This is a genomic window from Phycisphaera sp. (genome assembly GCA_025916675.1).
In the GTDB taxonomy this organism is placed as follows: Bacteria; Planctomycetota; Phycisphaerae; order Phycisphaerales; family UBA1924; genus JAHCJI01.
This window is the reverse complement of record CP098402.1, coordinates 2673223-2697674: the sequence shown is the minus strand read 5'-3', so window position 1 is coordinate 2697674 and position 24452 is coordinate 2673223. Positions and strand designations below refer to the sequence as shown.

At 64.8% G+C, this 24452-nt stretch carries 17 protein-coding genes; 3 read left to right on the top strand and 14 right to left on the bottom strand.

The window, feature by feature from the left end; all coding sequences use genetic code 11:
* Positions 1-18 precede the first annotated feature (18 nt).
* Positions 19-432, bottom strand: a complete 414-nt coding sequence (locus NCW75_11435; GenBank protein UYV11908.1) for an HTH domain-containing protein — start codon at positions 430-432, stop codon at positions 19-21.
* 251 nt (positions 433-683) lie between these two features.
* Here NCW75_11435 and NCW75_11430 point away from each other — a divergent pair, with 251 nt between their 5' ends.
* From NCW75_11430 to NCW75_11420, 3 genes are all read left to right on the top strand, one after another.
* Positions 684-1250 (top strand): hypothetical protein, encoded by a 567-nt coding sequence (locus tag NCW75_11430; GenBank protein UYV11907.1) that lies wholly within the window; start codon positions 684-686, stop codon positions 1248-1250.
* A gap of 111 nt (positions 1251-1361) precedes the next feature.
* Positions 1362-1778, top strand: a complete 417-nt coding sequence (locus tag NCW75_11425; GenBank protein UYV11906.1) for a TIR domain-containing protein — start codon at positions 1362-1364, stop codon at positions 1776-1778.
* Positions 1775-2662, top strand: coding sequence for an SLATT domain-containing protein (locus NCW75_11420; protein UYV11905.1), 888 nt, complete (start codon positions 1775-1777; stop codon positions 2660-2662). Before NCW75_11425 ends, NCW75_11420 begins: the two co-directional genes overlap by 4 nt.
* Positions 2663-2677: 15 nt before the next feature.
* Here the strand turns inward: NCW75_11420 and NCW75_11415 are convergent, their stop codons facing one another.
* The 13 genes from NCW75_11415 to NCW75_11355 all read right to left on the bottom strand — a co-directional run bounded on the left by NCW75_11415 (position 2678) and on the right by NCW75_11355 (position 24444).
* Entirely contained in the window at positions 2678-3739 is a 1062-nt protein-coding gene (locus NCW75_11415; protein ID UYV11904.1) for a hypothetical protein, read from the bottom strand.
* Between the two features lie 1028 nt (positions 3740-4767).
* Positions 4768-7062 (bottom strand): heavy metal translocating P-type ATPase, encoded by a 2295-nt coding sequence (locus tag NCW75_11410; GenBank protein ID UYV11903.1) that lies wholly within the window; start codon positions 7060-7062, stop codon positions 4768-4770.
* 52 nt (positions 7063-7114) lie between these two features.
* Positions 7115-8503, bottom strand: a complete 1389-nt coding sequence (locus NCW75_11405) for an APC family permease (GenBank protein UYV11902.1) — start codon at positions 8501-8503, stop codon at positions 7115-7117.
* Between the two features lie 109 nt (positions 8504-8612).
* On the bottom strand, positions 8613-9491 hold the full coding sequence (locus NCW75_11400; GenBank protein UYV11901.1) for a hypothetical protein: 879 nt from the start codon (positions 9489-9491) through the stop codon (positions 8613-8615).
* 32 nt (positions 9492-9523) lie between these two features.
* Complete coding sequence (locus NCW75_11395; GenBank protein UYV11900.1) at positions 9524-10507, bottom strand: hypothetical protein; 984 nt, start codon at positions 10505-10507, stop codon at positions 9524-9526.
* Positions 10504-14337 (bottom strand): efflux RND transporter permease subunit, encoded by a 3834-nt coding sequence (locus NCW75_11390; protein UYV11899.1) that lies wholly within the window; start codon positions 14335-14337, stop codon positions 10504-10506. The genes NCW75_11395 and NCW75_11390 overlap by 4 nt, the downstream gene beginning before the upstream one ends.
* Positions 14330-16354, bottom strand: a complete 2025-nt coding sequence (locus tag NCW75_11385) for an efflux RND transporter periplasmic adaptor subunit (protein ID UYV11898.1) — start codon at positions 16352-16354, stop codon at positions 14330-14332. The genes NCW75_11390 and NCW75_11385 overlap by 8 nt, the downstream gene beginning before the upstream one ends.
* Complete coding sequence (locus tag NCW75_11380; protein UYV11897.1) at positions 16351-17790, bottom strand: TolC family protein; 1440 nt, start codon at positions 17788-17790, stop codon at positions 16351-16353. The genes NCW75_11385 and NCW75_11380 overlap by 4 nt, the downstream gene beginning before the upstream one ends.
* Before the next feature lie 96 nt (positions 17791-17886).
* Entirely contained in the window at positions 17887-18306 is a 420-nt protein-coding gene (locus NCW75_11375; GenBank protein UYV11896.1) for a hypothetical protein, read from the bottom strand.
* A gap of 349 nt (positions 18307-18655) precedes the next feature.
* The gene (locus NCW75_11370; protein ID UYV11895.1) at positions 18656-19510 is read right to left on the bottom strand and encodes a glycerophosphodiester phosphodiesterase family protein; all 855 of its coding nucleotides are present in this window, start codon (positions 19508-19510) and stop codon (positions 18656-18658) included.
* Positions 19511-19694: 184 nt separating this feature from the next.
* A complete protein-coding gene (gene serA, locus NCW75_11365; protein ID UYV11894.1) occupies positions 19695-20969 on the bottom strand; it encodes a phosphoglycerate dehydrogenase in 1275 nt (424 codons plus the stop codon).
* A gap of 18 nt (positions 20970-20987) precedes the next feature.
* Entirely contained in the window at positions 20988-23759 is a 2772-nt protein-coding gene (locus NCW75_11360; GenBank protein UYV11893.1) for an FtsX-like permease family protein, read from the bottom strand.
* Positions 23707-24444 (bottom strand): ABC transporter ATP-binding protein, encoded by a 738-nt coding sequence (locus NCW75_11355; GenBank protein ID UYV11892.1) that lies wholly within the window; start codon positions 24442-24444, stop codon positions 23707-23709. The genes NCW75_11360 and NCW75_11355 overlap by 53 nt, the downstream gene beginning before the upstream one ends.
* Positions 24445-24452: the final 8 nt, after the last annotated feature.

Here is a 24452-nt window from a genome sequence, read left to right as displayed (position 1 = left end):
GGGTAGGGAGTGATGCCGTTACGCCTTTGCTTTGAACCGGCCGCGCTCGACCTTGACGAAGCGAGCGTCCTTGCCCTTGGTCTGGATCTCGCGCGTCATCGTGGCGTACAGCGTCGCGTGCGGCGTCTTGCCGCTGGTCTGCCAGCCCGCGGCGATCACGCGCTCGGCGATCGTCTTGGCCGCCAGCGGCTCTTTGGCGTCGGCCAGCACCTTGGCCGCGAGGTCGAGGCCGCTGGGCTGCTTGCCCTTGCGGGGCGTGGGCTTGGCGGGCTTCTTGGTCGCCGCGGTGACGGCGTTGGGCGCGGGCTTGGCCTTCGGTTTCGCGTTGGGCTTGGCGGGCGCCTTTGTTTTCGCCGTTGGCTTCTTCGCCGCGGGCTTGGTGCTTGTCTTCGTGGCCGTCTTCTTCGTGGCGGTCTTCGTCGTCGTCGTCATGGTCGTGTCCTCCGGCGTGGCCCCATGCCACGCGTTGGCACACATGACGCCCTCGCATCTCGCGCGAGGCAAGGCGAGCCGCCGATCAATCGCACACCGCAGGGGAAAGCGATGACGCGCGGGCCGCCTAGCCCCCCTGTTGGGTACTAGTCAGGCCCTATGAGAAACGAAGGTTGGCGTGGGTTCGCGTTTCGTGTGCGAATGGCCCACAGAATCTTGATATCGCCAGTGGACCAGGATGAGCCCGTGACATGCCGCCCGACCCGCTCACAACCTCGCAGCTCGCCGACCGCCTGGGTCTGGCCGCGTCGACGGTGCGCAAGTACGCCCAGGACGGCATGCCGCCCGCCGGCCACACGCCCGATGGAGGCCGGCTGTGGGACGAGGCCACATGCCGCGCGTGGCTCGAAGATCATGTCCTCGACACCGGCCACGGCGGGCGCCGCGAGGGCGCCGGCCGCAAGCCGGGCAGTTCACCGGCCAAGCCCTGGCACGCGCGAACGACCGGAGCCCCCAGCATGACCCAGCAGGAGTACAACAAGGCCCGAGCGATCAAAGAGACCGCCATCGCCAACATGAAGGTGATCGAGCTGCGGAAGATGCAGGGGGAGCTGCTGCCGGTGGACGAGGTGCGGGCGAGCTGGAACGAAGCCCTCGGCATCGTCTGCCAGGCCCTCGACGAGCTGCCGCGCGCGGTGGCGCAAAATGCGGCGGAGCAGCTGGGCCTGGACAAAAAGGGCTGGGACGCGGTCCGACGGGTTGCCGAGGACCAAGTCAAGGCGGCGCGGGAGCGGATCCGCCGGGAAGCGGCAGGCTAAGGCGAGCATGGGTCAGTGTTGCCAAGCCCAATTAGCTATGCTTAGCCAGCTTGGACGCGAGTCCTCCAGTTCTACACAGTCCGTCATGGCAGCTGAGCGAGAATTGTCTACATGCCCACCCTCCGCGATTACAAAGTGTTTATCAGTCATGCATGGGCCTACAGCGAGAGCTATAACCGAATCGTCAGCTTCCTCGAGTCGGCTCCAAACTTCTACTGGACCAACCTCAGCGTGCCGAGGCACGACCCGCTGGAGACCAGCGAGCAGTTGACATCCCGCCTGAACGACCAAATGCGCCCTGCCAACGTCTTCCTGATCCTGGGTGGGATGTATGTGTCGCACAGTGATTGGATCCAGTACGAGATCAATTTCGCGCGGCGCATCGGAAGACCGATTATTGGAATCCGTCCATGGGCGTCTGAGCGCACTCCGGATGCGGTGGCTCGTGCGGCAAAGGACATCGTGGGCTGGAACACAGAGTCCATCGTCCGCGCGATCCGCAATTACGCGCTCTCGGATGGCCGATGAACGGTATCGATTATCCTGCTTTGTACAAGTGCAGTGACGCGGCATCAAATTCATGCCAGCGTTGGTACATGCTCGCGGTGAAGACCCACCTTGGGCTCCTTGCGATAACCGGACTGCTCGCATGCTGGAGTCCGACATCCGATCGCTGGGAGCAGGCTGTCTCGATCGCGATTGCACTCGCTATGTTTCTGGCGTTGCTCATCGGGCTCGTACTCAAGATGGGCGGGCTCGACGACGCATGGTTTCGGGCCCGAGCCTTCGCCGAGAACACGAAACACGCCGCATGGCGATTCATGATGACTCCGCGGCCCGCCGACGAGGCGGACACTAAAAGCCAAGAGCGTGCGTTTCTAGACCAGTTGCAGCAAATCCGGGCTCGCTTTCCGGAGGTCGAGAAATACCTCTCACAGCATCAAGTTGATGGCCCGGAAATCGTGCCAGCAATGCGAGAGATTCGATCGCTACAGCTTGCCGAGAGGCTCACATTGTACAAGTCGCTTAGGCTTCGAGATCAACTCGACTGGTACACAAAAAAAGCGAAGTCCAATGCTCGCTTGGAACAGCGGTGGTTTTATGCAATTCTGGTTGCCGATGGCTTGGCCGTCGTGCTTGCGGTGGTGCGGCTGCTCGTTGACGTGCAGTACAACCCGACTGGTGGGATCGCCGCACTCGCCGCCTGCCTGCTCGCTTGGACCCAGACAAAGCGATTCTCAGATCTTGCCAACTCCTACGGGGTGGCAAGCCGGGACCTCAATGGACTTGCAACACGCGCCGATCATGTGCGCACGGAGGAAGAATTCGGCGATTTCATTGAGGAAGTCGAGGGAGCGATCTCGCGCGAACACCGTTTGTGGATCGAGCGGGTCAAGATTCCCGGACGCTGATAATCCTGTCCCAGACTAGTCCAGTACACCCAAGAGCGCCAGCATCAGTCGGGCTCGGTCGGCTCGAGTCTTCGGTTCGCAGTAGACCTGACATCCCTGCCAATCCAAGGGCGGAGCAGCGACACGCTTGGCGTCTGCAATGATGATCACTCGGCTACCTGGCAAGCGTCGCTTGGACATATCGAGTTCGCGCTGGAGATTCGGGCTCCAGGTAGGGCCGACTACAAATACCGCTGCATCGGCACAGGACAGTTCGTTAGCGACTGTGGCGGGCCAGGTAGCCTCGTCAGTCGTCACCAGTGTATTCGGATACACGATCGCACGCCAAGGGTGAATGCGTTGGTCGAGCAGCGACTCGTCTTCAACGGTTACAACTCGTCCCAAAGACGCCAGAACAGGGATAAGTCTCTTGAGCACCGTCTCCGAGAGAGTCATGTCGCCAAAACCACGAAGAAGTAGAATGCGAGGCCCGCGATCTATCGCGGCTTTGCATGCCGCAAGGCAAGCCACTGCTGGAATGAAGCAGAGAAATTGGAGATGAAGCATGCCCCACTGAGAGGCCCGGAACTCCTCCTGGCCGAGCAGATCCCGCAGACCCTGTGTGCTCGCAATCAGCCAATACAACTGAAGCGCAATCAACGCGACTGGCCCAATCCACAGGAACCAGCTGAAAGCCGGGATGGCCACCGAACGCAACGGTCGCCCGCGAGCGGCGTCGGCTGCTGCATCTGTCTTCTCCCCTTCACCAGCGGACGCCACATGAGACCGTGATCCGACTGCTGACCCTGTACCGATCGGCGCTCGCAAGAGTGATAGGAGCAACACGACCACAACAATGCCCAATAGCAACGCCATATATCCGGAGCCTTCACGATACATCAGAACAGCACTGACAGCGCTTACGGTTATGAGGGCGTTCTTCAGCGTCGGAAGGAGTTTATTGTCCAAAAAGACCGTGGCGAGCACTACCCATACGAGGGTCAGGCCTGTCCACTGGCCGAATAAGTCGCCTTCGCGAAAGGACGAGTATGTTGTCCATGCGGGCAGTACGACTAAAGCTAACACCACAAGATTCATCTTTGGCCTCAGCACTTCTGTTCTGCTCTCGTCCGGGCTAGGTCCCACTCGTTACGCATGAGCTGGTCTTGTCCTCCACCAGATAGGCTAGCGACGAGTGCGACCGCAGACATCCCCACTGCCAGCGGCTCCACGACGGTGGCTGGAACAGCAGCGCGATACTTAGCATTTTGGGGAATTAGCCTCAGACAGCCTGGTGCATTTTCTAGATGCGGCAAGGTGCCTTGATATTCGAGCGGTTGACTATCGTTATTGTCACCGTCAGGATGTACAAGCAAGGGAGATCACCTATGACAGCGCGGCACAAGGTCTTCGTCAGCTACCACCATGACGCAGATGAACGCTACAAATTGCTATTTGAACGTCTTGGCGTCCACTTTGACACACTGGTTCGAGGGTCCGTTGACCGTGGAGACTTTGAAGGCCCGCTCCCCACGGAGACCGTCATGCAGCGTATCCGAGACGAGTATCTTCGAGATAGTTCAGTCACTGTAGTGCTCATTGGTGCCAATACGTGGCAACGAAAATTCGTTGACTGGGAACTCTCGGCCAGCATTCGCGATACTCGAGCCAGCCCGCGGTCTGGCCTGCTGGGACTCTTCCTGCCTACCCACCCTGCGTGTGGCCGTAAGGAGTACGACCAACACACCATCCCTCCGCGACTGCACGACAACGTGGAGTGCGGCTACGCAAAGTTGTTCGATTGGACAGAAGACCCTGAGCGGATGTCCACGTTGATCCACGAGGCATATGTACGAAAGAACTCGATACTACCTACCAATAGCAGGCGACTCTTCGCAAACAATCGCAGCGGCTCTCGGTGGTCTGATTGATCGGATGAGACCACCGCATCCAAGGCAATTGCGGGGTACTTCGGAATAGTCTTGCTTGCCGAAGCCGCACATGGCTTGTAGCTGGCACGACAACGTGTTGCGGTCCTGAACCTACAATGCCATCGCTTCGCAAGCAGGGGACTTAAGATCATGAGACGACTGTCGTCCTCGCGATTGAGTGCCTCAGGGATAAGGTCAGGAGCGAGGGAAGACGTGAAGGCGAAGCCGAAGCGCGTTGAGGATGACCGAGACGCTGCTGAAGCTCATGGCCGCAGCGGCGAGCATGGGGCTGAGCAGGACGCCGAAGAAGGGGTAGAGGATGCCCGCGGCAATGGGCACGCCGGCGGTGTTGTAAGCAAATGCGAAGAAGAGGTTCTGGCGGATGTTGCGCATGGTGGCGCGGCTGAGTTCGCGGGCACGGACGAGTCCGTTGAGGTCCCCGCCAACGAGGGTGATGGCGGCGCTCTCGATGGCCACGCCCGCGCCGGTACCCATCGCGACGCCGATGTCGGCCTGTGCCAGTGCGGGCGCGTCGTTGACGCCGTCGCCTGCCATAGCGACCTTGTGACCATCGGCCTGGAGTTTGCGGATAGTCGCGGCCTTCTGCTCGGGTAGCACCTCGGCTTCGAAACGGTCGATGCCGAGTTGGTCGGCGATGGCTCGAGCGGTGGTCTGGTTGTCGCCCGTCAGCATGACGATGGTGAGGCCCTGCTTGTGCAGGGCGTCGATGGCGACGCGGGTGGTCTTCTTGATCGGGTCGGCGACGGCCAGTAGTGTCGTGAGCCGACCATCGACGCTGGCGAACATGGCAGTGGCGCCTTCCTTGCGGTGCTGGTCTGCCTGATCGGTGAGCGCGGTGATGTCCACGTCCTGGTCTTGCATGAGGGCGGGCGAGCCGATAGCAATCTTGGAGCCCTCCACGGTGGCGATGATGCCCTTGCCAGTGATGCTTTCGAAGTCGGTGGCTTCCAATCGCTCGTGGGCGTGTTCTTCGAGGCCTTCGATGATGGCTTGAGCGAGAGGATGCTCGCTACCGCGTTCGGCGGCGGCCAGGAGGGCGAAGATGCGTGGCTCGTCCTGGCGGCCTTGCATGTCGGCGCCCACGAGCTTGGGCTTGCCTTCGGTGAGCGTGCCGGTCTTGTCGACGACGATGGTGTCGATGGACTCGAACGCTTCGAGCGCGGCGGCATTCTTGACGAGCACACCCTGCTTGGCACCCAGGCCGGCGGCGACCATGATGGACATGGGCGTCGCCAGCCCGAGGGCACAGGGGCATGCGATGATGAGCACCGAAACGGCGGCGACCAGGGCGTAGCTGAACGAGGGCGACGGGCCTACTAGCAGCCACGTGATGAAGGCGATGATTGCGATGGCGACGACGATCGGCACGAACCACGCGGCGACGGCGTCGGCCAGGCGTTGGATGGGCGCTCTGGAGCGCTGGGCATCGGCGACCATCTGTACGATCTGGGCGAGGGTCGTGTCCGAGCCGGTTCGACTCACGGTCATAACGAAGGACCCGGTCTTGTTCACGGTGCCGCCGGTGACGTCGTCGCCCGAGGACTTTTCAACGGGCACGGGCTCACCGGTGAGCATGGACTCGTCAACGGTGCTCTTGCCCTCCTTGACGCTGCCGTCGATGGGGATCTTGTCTCCGGGGCGGACACGGACGCGGTCGCCGGTAGCGAGTTGATCCACGGGCACCTCCTCGTCGGAGCCGATGTCACGGATCAGTCGCGCCGTGGGTGGCGCAAGCTCGAGGAGTTCGCGGATCGCGCCGCCGGTCTGACGGCGAGCACGCAGCTCCATGACTTGGCCCAAGAGCACGAGGGTAACGATGACGGCGGCAGCCTCGAAGTACACCCCCACCTGGCCCGACTCGCCGCGCAGGGACTCGGGGAAGAGGCCAGGGGCGATAGTGGCCACGACGCTGAAGACATAGGCGATCGAGACACCGATGGAGATGAGCGTCCACATGTTCGGGCTGAGGGCCCTGATGGAGCGAACGCCGCGAACGAAGAATGGCCAGGCGCACCAGATCACGACCGGGGTTGCCAGAGCGAGTTCGGCCCACTGGCTGACTGCAGGGCTGATCCAGCGATCGAAAGGATGACCCAGTAGCATGTTGCCCATGACGTAGACCAGCAGCGGCGCGGTGAGGGTGGCGGCTATCCAGAAGCGACGAGTGGTGTCGCGCAGCTCGGTGTCATCCTGCTCGGCGGTGGCGTCGACGGGTTCGAGGGCCATGCCGCACTTGGGGCAGTCACCCGGGCCGACTTGCCTGACTTCTGGGTGCATGGGGCAGGTGTAGATAGCATCCTCGGCGCCTTCGCACTTGAGAGCTTGCCCACCGAGGTACTTGTCTGGGTCGGCGCGGAACTTGTCAGCGCACCCCGTGCTGCAGAACAGGTGCTCCTGGCCGTTGTGCTCGACACGAGCGGCGGCATTGTCAGGCGTAACTTCCATCCCGCAGACGGGGTCGCGTGGCATTGATTGGTTCCTCTTGGGCGTTCCCATCGATCGAATGGGTATCGGGTACTGACTACATCGCTTCGTTGTTGTGAGTCGACTCTGCGGTATTGGACCGCCTGATGAACCACCACTCGGCACCGAAGATGATGGCCATACCGACCACCGAGACCACGAGCACCAATGGGTCAGAGGTAGCCTTCAGGTACAGGAACGCGCCCAGTACGATCGCGTCGAGCACGAATGCGGTCAGGACGATGGGGGCCTTTGCGCCGACATCTTTCCGGAGGTGGCGGTAGACCCCCCAGTGGATGGCCATATCCATGACGATGTAGAAGATGGCCCCGAGCGACGCGATCCGGCTGAGGTCGAAGAAGGTGGCCAGCACCATCGCGATGACGGCTGTGTACACAAGCGTGTGCTTCTGGATGCGCCCGGGCATGCCGAAGTGGCTGTGCGGGACAAGCTTCATGTCGGTAAGCATCGCAAACATGCGCGAGGCGGCGAACATGCTGGCGATGAGCCCGGAGATCGTAGCGACGATGGCCAGAGCGACGGTAAGCCACTCGCCCCACTGGCCCACGGCAGGGCGCGCGGCTTCGGCCAGAGACGAGTCCTTGGCAGCGATGATCTCGTTGACGCTCAAGTTTGCCGCGACGGCCAGGGTAACGATGATGTACAGAACGGTGCAGATGATGAGCGAGAAGATGATGGATCGCCCGACGTTCTTCTTCGGGTTCTTGATCTCATCACCGCTGTTGGTAATGGTGGTGAAGCCCTTGTAGGCCAGGATCGAGAGCGCCACCGCGGCAAGGAAGCCTGTGACCCCGCCGCTGGCCTGGTCGGCACCGCCTGAGGTGAGGGTGTCAAACGAGAGGCCCGACACCCACAAACCGATGCCGGCGAACACGGCGATGCCCAGGATCTTGACAACGGCGGTGACCTTGCTGAACCCTCCGATGAGCGTGTTGCCAAGTAGGTTGACCACGAACGCGACGGCGATGAGGCCGACGGCCAGGACGGGCACGAGCCACGAGTCGGAGCCCTTGCCGAAGATGCGTAGCGTGTAGGTGCCAAAGGTGCGTGCGACCAGGCTCTCGTTGATGACCATCGAGAAGTACATCAGTAGTGAGCAGCCGACGGTGACGACCCCGGGCCCGTAGGCCTTCTTGAGGATCATGGCGATGCCGCCCGCCGAGGGATACTGGCTGCAGACCTTGACGTACGAGTACGCGCTGAAGGCGACGACGACGGCGGCCGCGATGAATGCAAGCGGGAACAGCCCCCCCGCAAGTTCGGCGACCTGGCCGGTGAGGGCAAAGATGCCGGCACCGATCATGACGCCCGTGCCCATCGCGATCGAACCGGTGAGGGTCAGGCTTCCAGATTCGTACTGGTCGTCGTGCGCATGAGCCGTCTCGGAGTCAGCGGACCGTCGAATGGCGAATGAGGATCGATGCATCTCAGGGCTCTCTAGTCAGTTGCCGAACACGACACTGTGTGTTGATGCTCGGTCAATATGCGCCACCGCAGGAATACGAGCCAAATGGCTTCTGCGGCACCCGCTGGCTTTACCACGCATAGTGATTGATCCCGTACACAAGGGCCCCACCAAAGAAGCCGGTGGCACCGACCAGGCCCGCCGTCAAGAACAACAGACCGCGATACCAGAGCACGGCCCGGCTCGAAGCGGACTGGCGGTTTGCACGTGCGAACACGATCAGCGCGAGCACCGACAGGGTTGTCGTCGAAGCTCCCAACCAGCGATGGGTCGCCAGCAGCCAATCGTCTTCCCAGAACGTGATCCCGGCGTTGAACCAGCCCAGCCCAGCCGCGACGAGGGCGGAAGCGGCAGCCAGTGCGAGACAGAATCCCGCAGCATGGCGGAAGTAGGAACGGCCCGTGGCGATCATGCATGCCTCGGCGATAGCAGCACCGATGAGCAAGCCGATGGGTAGGTGCGTGGCCGGGGGGTGGAACTTGCCGATCCAAACCGCGATCTTGGATCGCTTGGCGGTGTCGTGATCGGTCGCGTGGTCGTGACCGTCCTCGGACGCGTCACCCGTGTCCGACTCTTCGTCGGTATGTGTGTGACCATCATCCGTGGGCCGTTCTGTCGGTTCGTGCGCGTCAGCGTCATGCTCTTGTTCAGCTGCGGCTGGAACAAATGAGGCTGGCAGATTGGCGACGTACGCCGCCGGGTCATCCTCGAACTTCGTTCTGCACCGGCGGCAGCACAGGCCCACCGTCACGCCCTCGTACTCCACGGTGAATCGTGGGTCGATGGGCTCGTCCGTCGTCACCGGACACATCGTGTTGATCGGGCCGCCGCCCCCTCCGGTCGTACCCGAAGAGGGCGTCTGGGCCCGAACCGTTGAAACAAGGACGGCCAGCATGACGCACACGCTGATCCATCCGGCTTGAGCGAATCGAGATCTTGAAGTGTTCATGCTGGTGTCCTTGTGTTTGATACGTGTTGGTGTTAGCCGCCGTGGTTGTGATCGCCGTGATCACCGGCGTGCTCGCCCTCCTTGGCCTTGGGCATGAACTTGCCCTCGGCCTGCCATGCCTTGTCGATCATCATGACGTATTTGGCGGGATCGGCTTCAATCTTGGGCTTGCAGCCACCGCAGCAGAGGCGGATCAGACGGCCGGCCACCACCATCTCGACGGGCTCACCCATCGAGCCGAGCTTGCCACCGGCCACGGCGCAGGTGTCCATGGCGTAGTCCTTGCGCTGGGCGTCGGCGGCGGCCTCGTCCAGCTTGGCGATGTACTTGGTCGGGTCGGCCTTGAACTCCTTCTCGCACATCTTGCAGCACAGGCGTACCAGGCGGTTGCCATAGATGACGTTGTTGGCGATGTCCTCGCCGTCCTCGACCAGGGGCTCACCCGACACGAGGCAGACCTCGGTGGGGTAGTACGGCATCTGGGCGGCGATCATCTGCTCGTCGATCTTCTGCCAGTAGCCCGCCTTGTCGGCCTCGAACTTGCCGATGCACCCGGCACAGCAAAAGCGGACCTCGCGCCCGTCGTAGGTCTTGACGATGGGATCGCCCATCGAGCCGAGCTTGCCGCCCGAAACCGGGCAGGTGTCCAGCGCGTAGGGGCCGGTCCAAGGCTTCTCGTCGGCGGCCTTGTCCTGGTTGCCGTGCTGGTCCATCTTGCTCTGATCCATGCCGGGCTCTCGGTGGGCGACCGCAAGAGCGACGAACTCGTCCTTGCGCTGCTCGTCCCACTTCAGGAACGCCTCGCCGCAGCCCGGGCAGCAGGTGCCGATGGCGTGGCCCTTGTACTCGACGGTGCCCGCGGAGGCCACGATGGGCTCCTTGCCGATAGGGCACATGGCGTTGGCGGTTTTCTGCTCGGCCTTGGCGTGCGAGCCGCCTTCGTTGTGCTGGGCTAGCGCCGGTGCGGCGGCCAGGGTGCAGCAGGCGATCGATGCGCAAGTCAGGAACGATTTCATGGTGACACTCCTTTGGAATGCGAATGGGTTGCAAGACGCGAACGCTGCGCGATGCGGAACTTCAGCTCCGCCGCCCAGCAATACAGGATTGGAACAACAAACCAGGTGATGGACGCCACGACCATGCCGCCGAACGACGGGATCGCCATGGGGACCATGATGTCCGAGCCGCGGCCGGTGCTGGTAAGCACGGGCAGCAGCGCGAGGGTGGTGGTGGCGCTGGTCATGACGGCGGCGCGGATGCGAAGCTGGCCACCGTTGACGACCGCCGCGCGGATTGCCTCGATCGAGTCGGGCTTATCCTCGGCCATCGATTGCTCGATGCGGGTGGCCATGATGACGCCGTCGTCGGTGGCAATGCCGAACAGCGCGAGGAAGCCCACCCAGACCGCGACGCTGAGGTTGAACGGACGGACCTGGAAGAGCTCGCGTAGGTTCGTGCCCAGCAGGCCGGCATCAAGGAACCACGGCTGGGCGTAGAACCACAGCATCATGAAGCCGCCACCCCACGCGACGAACACGCCGCTGAAAACCATGAGCGTGACGCCCACCTTGCGGAACTGGAAGTAGAGCAGCAGGAAGATGACCACCAACGACAACGGCAGCACGATGCTCAGCCGCTTCGCCGCGCGCACCTGGTTCTTGTACGAGCCCGAGAACTCGTAGCTCACGCCCGCGGGCACGGCGAGGTCGCCCGAATCGATGGCCGCCTGGATGGAGGCCTGGGCGTCGCGCACCACCGAGACCTCGGCGTTGCCGGGCATCTTGTCGAACAGCACGTAGGCCACCAGGAAGGTGTCCTCGCTCTTGACCATCTGCGGGCCGCGGCGGTAGTTGAGGGTGGAGAGCTCCCGCAACGGCACCTGGGCACCCATAGGCGTGGGCACGAGGATGTCGCCCAGCGTCTCGGGCTGGTCGCGCAGCTCACGGAGGTATCGCACTCGCACGGGATACCGCTCGCGGCCCTCGACGGTCATGGTCAGGGGCTTACCGCCGATGGCGACCTCGATGACCTCCTGCACGTCGGCGATGCGCAAGCCGTAGCGGGCGATCTTCTCGCGATCGATCTCGATCTCGAGGTAAGGCTTGCCCACCACTCGGTCGGCGAAGACGGCGGCGGGCTGGACGCTCGGGACGTTTTTGAGCAATCGCTCGAGCTCCAGGCCGAACGACTCGATGGTCTCCAGGTCGGGCCCGTAGACCTTGATGCCCATCGGTGCCCGGAAACCCGACTGCAGCATGACGATGCGCGTCTCGATGGGCTGCAGCTTGGGGGCGCTCGTCACGCCCGGCATGCCGGCGGCCTCGACGATCGCGTCCCAGATGTCCTGGTTCGACTCGATCTCGTCTCGCCACTGGCGATAGGGGCGCCCGTCCTCGTCCTCGATCAGTTGGCCCTGCTCGTCAAGCAAGAACGTGTCTGCTTCGCGGTCATAGCGGAAGTTCAGCCGCCGCCCCTGTTCGTCGGTGCGATACTCGCTCTTGTACTCGATGATCGTCTCGACCATCGAGATCGGCGCGGGGTCGAGCGGGCTCTCGACGCGGCCGATCTTGCCCACGGCCATCTCGACCTCGGGCACGCTCATGATGCGTCGATCGAGTTCCTTCAAGATCTCGGTGGCCTCGCCGATGGACGCGTGGGGCATCGTTGTCGGCATGTAGAGGAAAGCCCCCTCATCGAGCGACGGCATGAACTCGCTGCCCAACCCGGGGAAGGCGTGGGCGATCTCGACCATCGACTCGCGCTGGCGCAGCGATTCGGGGAGCCATCCCCAGACACGATCAAACCCAAGCCACACCGTTGCACCGAAGAGCACGACCAGCATCGCGGGCGAGAGCCCGATGATCTTGTGACGCAGCGTCCAGGCCAAGACGTGCGGGAACGCAAGGCGCACGCCCCAGAACGCCAGCAGCAGCCCGCCGACGATGACGCCGATGAAGAGCGAATTGCCGAGCACGCCGGGCTCGGGGCCCAGCGGCTCCCACGCACCGGCGAGCACGATCAGCACCACGAGCACGGCAACGATGTTGGCCGACCACCGCAGACCCCGGGCGACTCGCTTCGGCAGCCAGGGCTGGGCCAGATAGAACGCCCCGAACGCAGCGATGATGAGCCCGCCGACCACGTGCAGCCAGATCGCGATCGCGATGCCTGTGACGCACAACGCCGCCGCGCCAAGCAGCCGGACCACCCGCATGCGTGGACGCCACCCCATCATGACGTGGGCGGCCGCCGGCAGGATGGTCAGCGCGATGATGATCGAAGCCACCAGCGCGAACGTCTTGGTATACGCCAGTGGCTTGAAGAGCTTGCCCTCGGCCGCCTCCATCGTAAAGACTGGCAGGAAGCCCACGACCGTGGTTGCCACGGCGGTCAGCACCGCCCCGCCTACCTCGCTGGTGGCCCGAAAGATCACGTCGATCGCCGGCTCGGCGCTCTGCTTGGCCTCGGCCTCATCCAAGCGCCTCAGTATGTTCTCGCTCAGCACGATGCCCATGTCGACGATGGTGCCGATGGCGATCGCGATGCCCGAGAGCGCCACGACGTTGGCGTCCACCCCGAACACCCTCATACCGATGAAGGTCATCAGCACCGTGATCGGCAGCATCGCCCCGATCAGCAGGCTGCTGCGCAGGTGCATCACCATGAGCACCACCACGATGATGGTCACCAGCACCTGCTGAGAGATGGCCGAGTTGAGCGTCTGGAGTGTTTCCCTGATCAACCCCGAGCGGTCGTAGAACGGCACGATCGTAACGCGGCTTTCGGTGCCGTCGGCCAGCACCTTGCTGGGCAGGCCCGAGGCGATGTCGTCGATCGTGGCCTTCACCCGCTGGATCGTGGCCATCGGGTTCTCGCCGTACCGCACCACCACCACGCCGCCCACGGCTTCCTCGCCCGCCTTGGTTAGCACCCCTCGCCGCAGGGCCGGTCCGAGCGAGACCTTCGCGATGTCGCCAACAAGGATGGGCTGACCGTTGCGTGCGGTGATGGCGGCTTGCTCAAGGTCCTCGACGCTCTCGATGAACCCCAGCCCACGCACGATGTACTCGGCCCGGTTCACCTCGATCGTCCGGGCTCCCACGTCCAGATTGCTTTGCCGGACAGCACCGATGACCTGCTGGAGCGAGATGCCCGCGGCGCGCATGGCGTCGGGGTCGACGTCGACCTGGTACTCCTGCACATAGCCGCCGATTGAGGCAACCTCGGCCACGCCCTGCACGCCGGCGAGCTTATACTTGACGACGAAGTCCTGGATGGATCGCAGCTCGTGCGGATCCCACCCGCCGGTCGGGTTGCCGTCGGGGTCGCGGCCCTCGAGCGTGTACCAGAAGACCTGCCCCAGCGCCGTTGCGTCCGGGCCCAGCGAGGGCGTCACGCCAGGCGGCAGCGTCCCGGCGGGGAGGGCGTTGAGCTTCTCCAGCACGCGCGACCGCGACCAGTAGAAGTCCACGCCGTCCTCGAACACGACGTAGATGGTCGAGAAGCCGAACACCGAGTAGCTGCGGATGTCCTTCACGCCGGGAAGCCCCAGCAGCGCGACCGTCATGGGGTAACTGATCTGGTCGTCGATGTCCTGCGGGCTGCGGCCGGGCCACTCGGTGAAGACGATCTGCTGATTCTCGCCGATGTCTGGGATCGCGTCGACCGGAACGGGGCTGCGCGCCAGCCCGTCCAGGTCCCAGTCGAACGGCGCGACGAGCACGCCCCAGAACAGGGTGCCCAGCAGCACGATCGCAACGACAAGCTTCTGGCGCAGGCAAAACCAGATCAGGCTATCGAGCGGCCCGCGCCGCGTGGGTTGGAGGAGCGTGGGCTGGTCAGCCATCGGAGTGCCCCTCCATGTCGTTGTTCAGGGGCTCGAATGACTCGCGGACGTCCCCGCAGCGGAGCATCGACGCCCCGAAGTACGGATTGTTAATGGTCTCGCCGCGCTGCAGCCAGTCGGCTCCCTTGTTGTCGAAGGCCATAGGACAGTGCGCAAGGTTCCACGCCTCGCTGCCATGGTGCCCGAAGCGCCGCTGGAGCGCGATCACGCCCTCGCTCATCGCCTCGAAGCGATCCCGTGCCGCGTCGATCGTGGTGATGGCCTCCTCCACTCGCAAGCGCAAGGCTGCACGACGCCACGCGCCCAGGGGCTCTCCTACAAGCCCCGCTTCGTCGACCAGGTCCAATGCCGTGCGCAGGTCGCCCGCCCCTTGCACGAAACCGCCCAGGTCGTCTGCCGCCAACGCTTCCTGCGCATCGAGATACGCCGCGTACACGGGTTTCAAACCATGGATGAATGCGTCGGGTACGGTCGCGCGCACGGGCGTCGCGCCCATCCCGCCGGCCATGCCGCCATGGCCGGCGTGCGGGTCTCCACCGCCGCCACCGCCGGGGGTCATCATGCTGGGCTTGGCGGCGATTTGCATCGCGCTATCGATGCGGAACGCGCCTTTCACGACAACCTCGTCGCCGCGGTTGAGCCCCTCGCGCACGATGTAGAACTCGCCCGCACGCGGCCCGAGCACTACGGCCCGCCCCTCGTACGTCGGCTTCTCAGCACTATTGACCTTCACATAGACGACCGACCGTGCGCCGGTGAACAACACGGCCGATCGCGGGATTACCAGCGGCTCTTCCGCGCTGGAAGCGTCGCCGACCACGCCCAACGACTCTGCCGGCACCAAGTCCATGCCACACACGTCGCACTGCCCGGGCCCGTCCTTCACGATGGTCGGGTGCATGGGGCTCACCCACCGGCCGGCGAGTTCGTCACCCACGACGGCCCCGCTCGCACCCACGCGCGTTCGCACGATCGCCGAGGCGAACATGCCCGGCTTCAGCCTCTTGTCGTCGTTGTCTACCGCGACACGGACCGCGGCGGTCCGTGTGCGCTCGTCCACCATGGGTTCGATGAACGAGATGCGACCCTCGAAGGTATCCCCGGGGTGGGCCTCAACGGTGAAGCGGACACGCTGGCCCCAGCGCAGCAGCGGCAACTGCGATTCGTACGCCTCCATATCGAGCCACAGCCGCGAGAGGTCGGCAATGGTGGCCAGTGGCGCGCCTGTCTGGACGTAGTCGCCCTCGCGCACAGCAAGGTCGGTCACCACGCCGCCGATCGGCGCATAGATGGTCAGGCTGTCCGAATCGAACGAGCCGTCCCCGATCGAGGCGATCTGCTCGCGTGTCAGGCCGAACAGCCGCAACTTCTCACGCGCGGCTTCGAGCGTGCCCCGCGTGGCCGATCGGACAAGCTCGCTCGTGCTAGTGGAGCCGGCGTCGGCGCTCCCGGCTTGGCGGAGTTCCTCGAACGTCGCGAGCAACTCGGGGCTGTAGAGCTCGGCCATGTGGTCGCCCTTTGACACAGGCACACCCATGTAGTTGACAAACAGCCGCTCGATGCGACCGGGGAAGTACGCCGTCAGCCGGGCGACGGACGTCTCGTCATATGTCACCTTGCCATACAGGCGTACCTCTGAAGTTGGGAAGAAGCGACCAACCTGCGCGGTCTCGATCCGGCTCATGGCCGCGGCCGACTCGCTCATGGTCACGCGCAGTTCGCTGCCCTCGCCCCCGTCGTCCTGCACGGGGATCAGGTCCATGAAGCAAATGGGGCACTTGGCGTTGGGGTCGGTCAATCGCACCGTCGGGTGCATCGAGCACGTGTACTCCTGCGGCTCGCCGCCATGATCGTGGGTGTCGGCGACGATCTCGGAGTTTCCCTCGGGCTCGGGCGGGCTACCCAACATGTAGCCGATGGCCAGAGCCGCGACGATCAGGATGACGGCGACGGCGGCCGAAGCGTGCTTCCACAGCCAGAGCAGCCAAGTTTGTGCGTGGGAGAGCATCTGGGTCATGGCTGAACCTCGGTGGATTCGGGGTCTGGGCTCGGGGTCTGGGCGTCTGTTGCCACGGGCTCGCCCACGAGCGTGTTCAGCCGCGCGAGCGCCTTGCCGCGATCGGCCCGCGCTCGTTCGACCGCGACTGCGAACTCCAGCAGCGTGCGTTCTGTGTCCAGCAGGTCGAGAAAGCTCGTCTCACCGCCCCGGAAACCGGCAAGCGAGGCGCGGAGCGATTCCTCGGCCTTGGGGATCAACGTTTGTTCGTAGAGCCGCACGCGCCGATCGGCGTCAGTGTGCTCGAACCATGCGCGATGGATGGCGGCGCCAATCCGATTCGCCTGGTCGGCCCGCTCGCTGGCGACCGAGAGCCTGCGGGCGAGCGACTCGCGCACGGCCGCGTCGTACTTGTCGCGCCAGATCGGCAGGTTAATGCCGACGCTGAGCATGATCGGGTCGTCTCCACTGCCGGGGGTGGTGGGCGTGAGCGCCTGGCCCGTGAAGATGTAGTCCACACCGACCGTCAGATCGGGCAGCCCGTCCTTGCGGGCGGCTTGTGCCATGTACTGCTGCTCGGCGACCTGTTCGTCCAATCCGAGCAATACCGGATTCGATCGCCGGGCGATCTCGACGAGCCCCTCGGCACCGGCTTGCGCCACGCGCCCGGGAAGCTGATCCATCGCCGGGACCTCGGTCGATGCCGGGCGGTCGAGCACGGCGTTCAGCTCGGCGACCAGGGCCGGTCGCATCGCCTTGAGTTGCAAGACGCGGTCCTCGAGTTCGCCGAGTTCGACCTGGGCGCGGATCAATTCGGGGTGCGACCCGGCACCGACGCGGTACTGCGCCCTCAAGACCTCCTCGAACGTCTGGGTCAGTTCGAGCGTGCCTTGGGTCGCCAGGATCGTGCTATCGAGGTAAGCCAGTTCGTGAAGCGTGACGATCACACGCTCGGCAACCATCAGACGGGCGGCCTCGAAGCGCCGCCAAGCCGCCGCGGCCGCCTTCGATGCGGCGTCTTCTCGATCATCCAACCGTCCGGGCCAGGGGATCGTCTGCTGCAAACCTATGCGTGCGTTTTGCGGGCCCGTGCGTGTCTGGACCTCTTCCACGAAGTACCCGAACGTCAGCCGCGGATCGGGCAGCGACCCGACCTGGGGCAGCCGCTCCGACGCGACGCGCCACTGCTGGTATGCCGACTCGACCGCCGGGCTGTGGTACAGCGCGTAGCGGATGTAGTCATCGGGCGACGAGGCTTCCGAGAGCGTCCACTGGTCGCTCTGGCTGGACGCGCCGTCTCGCCGGTACGCCGATAGCGACGCCGATGAAACCCCGCGCGGCAGCGTGCGGTCGAGCAAAAGAGGATTTTCTTGCGGCTGGTGCAAGGGGGATGAACACCCCGCGAGCACGCCCGCCGTAGCGGCGCTCAGAGCGCACGCGACATATCGCGATGCCATGGATGGCTCCTGGGAACGTGGAGAACGGATCGAGGCCAAACCAACGGAAGCCGCACCGCCACGATGGGCGCGCGGAATCTCCGTAGGAACGGCGCTCTACGTTCGCCAGGTGCCCAGGAAGGCCTGGATGTCGTTGTGGGTCATCCCCGCCAGCAGGCTGAGCCGAGCGGCTATGACGCGAGGGTGCGTCGCCGGGGCGGACAGGATCGGGACTGGTCGCACGGCGGCTTGTGCTGCCGTGACGATCTGGTCGCGCTGAGAGCCGGGGAGCGGCGCGTCAGGCCAGGGTTGCGGATCCGTCAGGGGTGCCACCCCGCACTGGCACGCACCACCGCTGGCGGGGCAGAATGCCGGCTCGATCTGCTCTGAGCAGCAGGACGCCTCGACTACCACCATGTGGCAGTCGGATTCCTGGCACTGGTGGTCCTGCTCGGACGGCAGCGCCCCGAGCATACCTACACCCAAGCCGGGGAGGCCGGCGAGGGCGAAAACCAAAATGGCCAGGAGACGGATCACGGCTGTACTTTACCCCGAAGGTCAACGGGTGGGAATGTGCGCGACAGGCGAGATATTCCAGAGACAGTGCCGTGCGGGCAAACTCAGAATGGCGAGGTTATCCGGTCAAATACCAAACGGGGTATTGTCACATGCCGGGTTGATCTGAGACATCCCGCGGCAAGTGATGCTGCCAGGCCACGCCCACGCCGCTCTGATGGTCCTGAAACTGTTCGCACCTCGCCAGCCGAGTGCAGCCAAACTCCTGGGCTGATTGAACGGTGCAAGCAATCTGGCGGGAATCTAGTCGCTGACCAATTCTGGAGCCCCTTCGACCACCGTTGCGCGACCACCACTTTCCGCACCCGACTTACCAATGCCTCCCGCGAGAGCGAAGGTATTCGAGCAGCCTTTGCGGCTCGTCGGTCTGGATGACGCTCACGCCGTGGTCGACCATCCACCCCCACACCGCGTGCGGGTCGTCGATGGCTTGGGCGTCCGAGCGGCCACCGGAGATCGAATCCCAGAGTGAGTTCATCCACAGCCTGGCGCGGCCGTCGAGTTGCTCTGCGACCGGATCGATTAGGCGATCGCCCGCTTGGACACCATCGAAACACACCTCGATCGTCGGCGCGTCCAGCACTCGGAGTGCCGATAGATGGTGTGACACGTCGTCCACGCTTGTATCGCCCGCGTACGCGACGATGGGCATGAAGCTCAGCGTGTCTTCGGATTGTCCGCCCGCGAGGCTGGCAAGGCCGTGAGAAGCCAGGTAGCCGCGGGCGTCCTCCGGCCGTACGCTCGCCTTGAGCACAACGTGGCTACGCATGCCCAATCGTGTCGCCGTCGAGAGGCATTCGGCGAGATATCCGCTCGCCTTGTCCAGATTGACCATGATCCGCCCGCGACACGCGAGCAGCGCTTCGCGGAGCGTCGGTACGCGCAAGTCCGTCGGCGAACCGTCATCGTCGAGCAGGCGAAGCTCGCGTACTTGCTCCATCGTCATGGCATCGACACGGCCTGTGCCGTTCGTCGTGCGATCGACGGTTTTGTCGTGCATGAGCACGAGGTGCCCGTCGGCCGTCCGACGCACGTCCACTTCGACCATGTCGCAGCCCATCGCAACAGCCGCCTCAATGCTTGGCAGCGAGTTTTCCGGCCCGCCAGCGCCCGGCCCGCGATGGGCCGCACGGTGCGCGACGACGAGAACGGTCGCGTCGCCCACATCGTGCCATGCTTCAAGGATGCGATCGACACGATGAACACTGATAACGGCGAGAGATTCGGATCGCGATGTGTCCTGCGAATGAGCGCCAGATGTGAGAAGTGTGAAGATTACAACAAGGGCAAGCCGAGCGATGCGCATGGGACGGGCCTCCGTGTGTAAGCACCCCACTCATGTTACCCGCTCACCACAACACGCGCACCCGCACAGTCTCGGGAATCGCCGCCAACTCCTCGACGACCGGCCGCGAATCACCCGGGTCGACGTCGAGCACGACGTAGCCCAGGTCCTGATTCGTCCGCAGCACCTCGCCGCTAACATTCGCGCCGTGGGCGCTTAGCACCTGGTGCAGCTTGCCCAGCACGCCGGGCACGTTCTTGTGCATGTGCAGGATGCGATGGGGGCGGGCTCGGTCGCCACCGGGCTGCTCGGGCAGCTCGACCTCGGGCACGTTGACGGCCCCGGTGGTCGAGCCGATATTGATGAATCGCACGAGCTTGCCGGCCACGTCGCGGGCGATAGCCTCTTGTGCTTCGCCCGTCGAACCACCGACGTGCGGGGTCAGGATCACGTTGTCGAGCCCGCGCAACGGGCTCTCGAAGCCATCGGTGTTGGCCGCCGGCTCTTCGGGGAAGACATCGACCGCGGCCCCGGCCAGATGGCCCGACCCGAGTGCGCTGGCGAGCGCGTCGACATCGACCACGCTGCCGCGAGAATTATTGAGCAGTACCGCCCCCTCACGCATCAAGCCCAGCTCGCGTTTGCCAATGAGCTTCTTGGTCGTTGCGGTCGCCGGCACGTGCAGCGTGACGGCATCGCTCTCACGCAGCAGTTGGTCCAGCGAGCCCGCCAGCCTCGCGTTGCCCATGGCCAGCGTGGGTACCGTGTCGTGGTAGATCACACGCATGCCCAGCGCCTCGGCCAGCACGCTCACCTGCGAGCCGATGCGCCCGTAGCCCACGATGCCCAGCGTCCGCCCGCGCACCTCGTGGCTGCCCGCGCTGCTCTTACGCCACACGCCCGCGTGCATCTGGGCCGAGCGATCGGCCAGCCGGCGGTGCAGCGCGATGACCTCGGCGACCACGAGTTCGGCCACGCTGCGGGTGTTGCTGAACGGGCTGTTGAACACTGGCACGCCCATCGCCGCGGTGCGGCCCAGGTCGACCTGGTTCGTCCCGATGCAGAAGCAGCCAACGGCGAGCAAATTTTTGGCGTGCCCGAGCACATCCGCGTCGATCTGCGACTTGCTGCGGATGCCGATCGCGTGAGCACCGGCGATCGCCTTGGCCAGGGCTGTTCCGGTGAGCGCACCGCCAGCGTTCTCGACCGCGAAACCAGCGGTTTCCAAGCTCTCGCGGGCGCTGCGGTGGATGCCCTCGAGCAGCACGATGCGGATCTTTTCCTTCGGGAAGCTCGTGGAGCGGTCGTCGGGAACGGTGGCGTGTTGCGGCGTACTCACGCGGCATGGTATCGGGGATCAGCCGCCCCGCGCTCCAAGCAGCTCCAACGGCTTGCGCCGCGCGAGCGTGATCACCGCCGGCGCGGCGGCCAGCAGCGTGAGCACCAGCGTCACCGCCCAACTGAACGCCACGGGCCCGATCGGCGGGCGGATCGAGAGCGAGAGCCCCACCAGCAGCGCGTACATCCGCTGCCCCGCCCAGGCCGCTTGGAACCCGAGTGCCGTGCCGAGCACGATGGCCGCGATCGCGATCAGAATGGCCTCGGCCAGGATCAGCCGTGCAACCATGCCCCGCGACGCGCCGATCGCGCGCAGCACGCCCAGTTCGTACCGCCGGGCGTGGATGCCCGCGACGATGAGGTTGGCGACACCAAAGCAGGCCACCATCATCGCCATGATTGCGACGGCCGAGAACACCGCCAGCGTCGTGCCGGCGACCGACTCGATCTCGCGTTTGATCTGCCGCCCGCTGCCCGCGTCGAGCACGCCGCCGCCAAAGAGCGAATCGCGGATCTCGGCGACGGCAACCTCGTCGTCGATGGCCTCATTCAGATCGATCTGGATGAGGTGGATCGCGCTCACGCCAAACTTGTCGACCAGATCCCGCCGCGTGCCGAGCACGGCATGGACGGCCTGCCGCGCCAGGTCCTCGCCCACGTTGAAGTACTGCCCGACGATCTCGAGCCCCGGGCTTGCCACCACGCCCACGACCTCGAACTCGTATTCCACGTCCTGCACGCGACAGGTGAACGTATCACCCACGCCGATGCCCTGGGCGACGTAGAACTCGCGTGCCACCAGCACGGCCCCGCCCTCGTTCAGCCGCCGGATTGCGGCCTCCTTCTCGCCCTGCACCCACACGAGGTTGTTCATCTCGAAGAACGGGTCGGGCTCGAACGCGACAAATGTGGTCTGGTACGTCTGCAAGGCACGGATGCCGAACGCGTCGGTCTCCACCGGAAACAGCGTGATCGCGCACGTGCGCTCGACAAACGGCAGCTTGTCGAGCGTGCCCTGGCTGTCTTCGGTCAGGCGCAGCCCGCTTACGAACGCGTCGGAGAACTCCATCTGTCCCAGCCAGTCACGCAACATCGCCCCGCCGGTGATCCAGTTGGAGATCATCAGTGCCAGCCCGGTCATGAGTGCGCCAGCCGTAAAGCCCATCCGGTAGGGCATGGAGCGAACGCTTCGTCGCACGATCTGGGCTGGCAATCCGAGCAGCTTGGAGAGCGGCCCGGCGCACAGCGAAGCGAGCACGTATACCACTGGTGGCCCGAGCAAGAAGTATCCAACAAACACGGCCGGCAGGCCAAGCGTTGCGTAGCCCCAGAACACCACCTGGCCATCATCGGGGAGGCCAACCACAAGGGCCTGCACCAGCAGCAACACGAACCCAATGACGGCCAGGGTGACCATCCCGCGCGGGCGTGGCGCGTTCGCTCGGCTGGCTAGCGCGCCCATCGGGCTCGTGCGGCTCGCACGCAGCGCGGGCCAGACCGCGCCCAGCAAGCCGGCTGCGATCGAACCAAAAAACGCGAGTGCGAGCATCCCCGGCGGCGTGGCCAGGCCGCCGGGCAGCACCTCCCGGTAGTACCACGCCCCGGCTGCCGCGACACCCACGCCCAGCGGCACGCCAACGCACGCCCCGACAACGCCAATGAGCAACCCCTCGACCAATTGTGCCTGGGCGATCTGCCCGCGTGACGCGCCGATGCATCGCAGCATGCCGAGCTCGCGCTGCCGCTCGACCACGCCCGCGCCAAGGCCCGTCACGATGATGAACGCCGCCGAGAGCAGGGCGAGCATGATCGCGAGGACCAGCCCGAACTGGCTGCTGCGCATGTTGCGATCGAGCCCGCTGGTGATGCGCTCGGTCGTCTGCAGCAGCGCGCCCTCGGGCGCCTCGTCCTGCCGCCTCTCGACCATGGCCGCTGGGTCGGTACCGGGCGAGAGCGTCATGTCGACCTGCGTCAGCTCGTCGGCGCTCTCCCGGCCAATCGCCCCGCGCAACGCGTCGATCGTCAGGAACGCCTGCGGCCGCCCGCCCAGTGGCGGGGGCTCGCTCATGCCAACGACGGTCAGTTTCTCGGTGCCCAGCAGCCGTCGCACGGTCACCGTGTCGCCTATCCGAACGCCCTGGAGGTCATTGAACGCCTCGGCTTCTTCTTCGTTCGTGGGCGCCTCGGTTGGCGCGCCGGGCAGGGCCTTCTTCCCAGATTCGGCGATCAATGGTTCGGCCCGATTGAAGACACCGATCTTGCGGACCTGTTCGAGGCTCCCCTGCCAGGTCAGCCGCCCCGCGAGCGTGCCGTCGACGACGACCTCACCCGGCCCCTGTGGCGCACGGCCCGCGATGATGCGGATCGGCCGCATCGCCGCCTCGGCTTCGGGGTCGATGCCGATGCCCATGGCGTTCACGCGGAAGTTGGCGATCCGCTTGTAATAGCGGCCCTCGGGATCATCCTCGCGCGGCGTGTACACCACGCGGGAGATCTCCAGTGCCAGGTCCTTCGACAGCCGTGGGGCGGCCAGCTCGACCTCGGGCCAGGCGCGCACGGTGTCCAGGGCGCTCTGCGGCATCATCCCGCCGCGGCCGGTGGGCTCCAGGCGCACCTCGGCGGTGCCGAAGGTCGCGTCCATGCGTGAGGTGACGGCGTTGTTGGCCGACGACAACGCGCACGCCACGGCGGCGATGAGCGCCGCCGACAACGCGACGGCCGCGGTCAGCAGGGCGGTCCTAGCCCGCCTGCGCCACGCGCTGGTGATAGCGAGCCGCCACGCCGGCCGCATCGAGCCCCTCCGTTTCGATGTGCCCGTCCATGACCCCATCGCGCAGCACGTACACACGCTGGCAATGCGCCGCCGCCGCGGGCTCGTGGGTCACCATCAGTACGGTGGCCCCTTGCTCGCGAGCCACTTCACGAAGCAGGTTCCAGAGCTTCTGGCCGGTCTCCGAGTCCAGTGCCCCCGTCGGCTCATCGGCCAATATCACCTTGGGTGAGAAGAGCAGCGCCCGCGCGATCGCCACCCGTTGCTGCTCGCCGCCGCTCAGGGCGTCGGGCCGGTGGTCGGCCCGATCGCCGACGCCCAAACGGTCGAGCAACGCCGACGACCGCTCGCGTAGCTGATACGCCGGCTCGCCCGCGAGCGAGCCGGGCAGCTCCACGTTCTCCTGTGCCGTGAGTGTTGGGATCAGGTTGAACTGCTGGAAGATGATGCCGATGGCTTGCCGGCGGTAGGCGTTGGCCTCCCGTTCGCTGAGCTGGTCCACACGCACGCCCGCGACCTCGATCTCGCCTTCATCGGGCGTGTCCATCGCGGCCAGCAGGTGCAGCAGCGTGCTCTTGCCACTGCCGCTCTGCCCCATGATGGCAAAGAAGCCCGGCTCGTCAAGGGTCAAGTCGAGCCCGCGCAGCGCACACACCGTGCGCTCGCCGAGGCTGTACCGCTTGTGCAATCCGGTGCAGCGGATCATGCCACTTG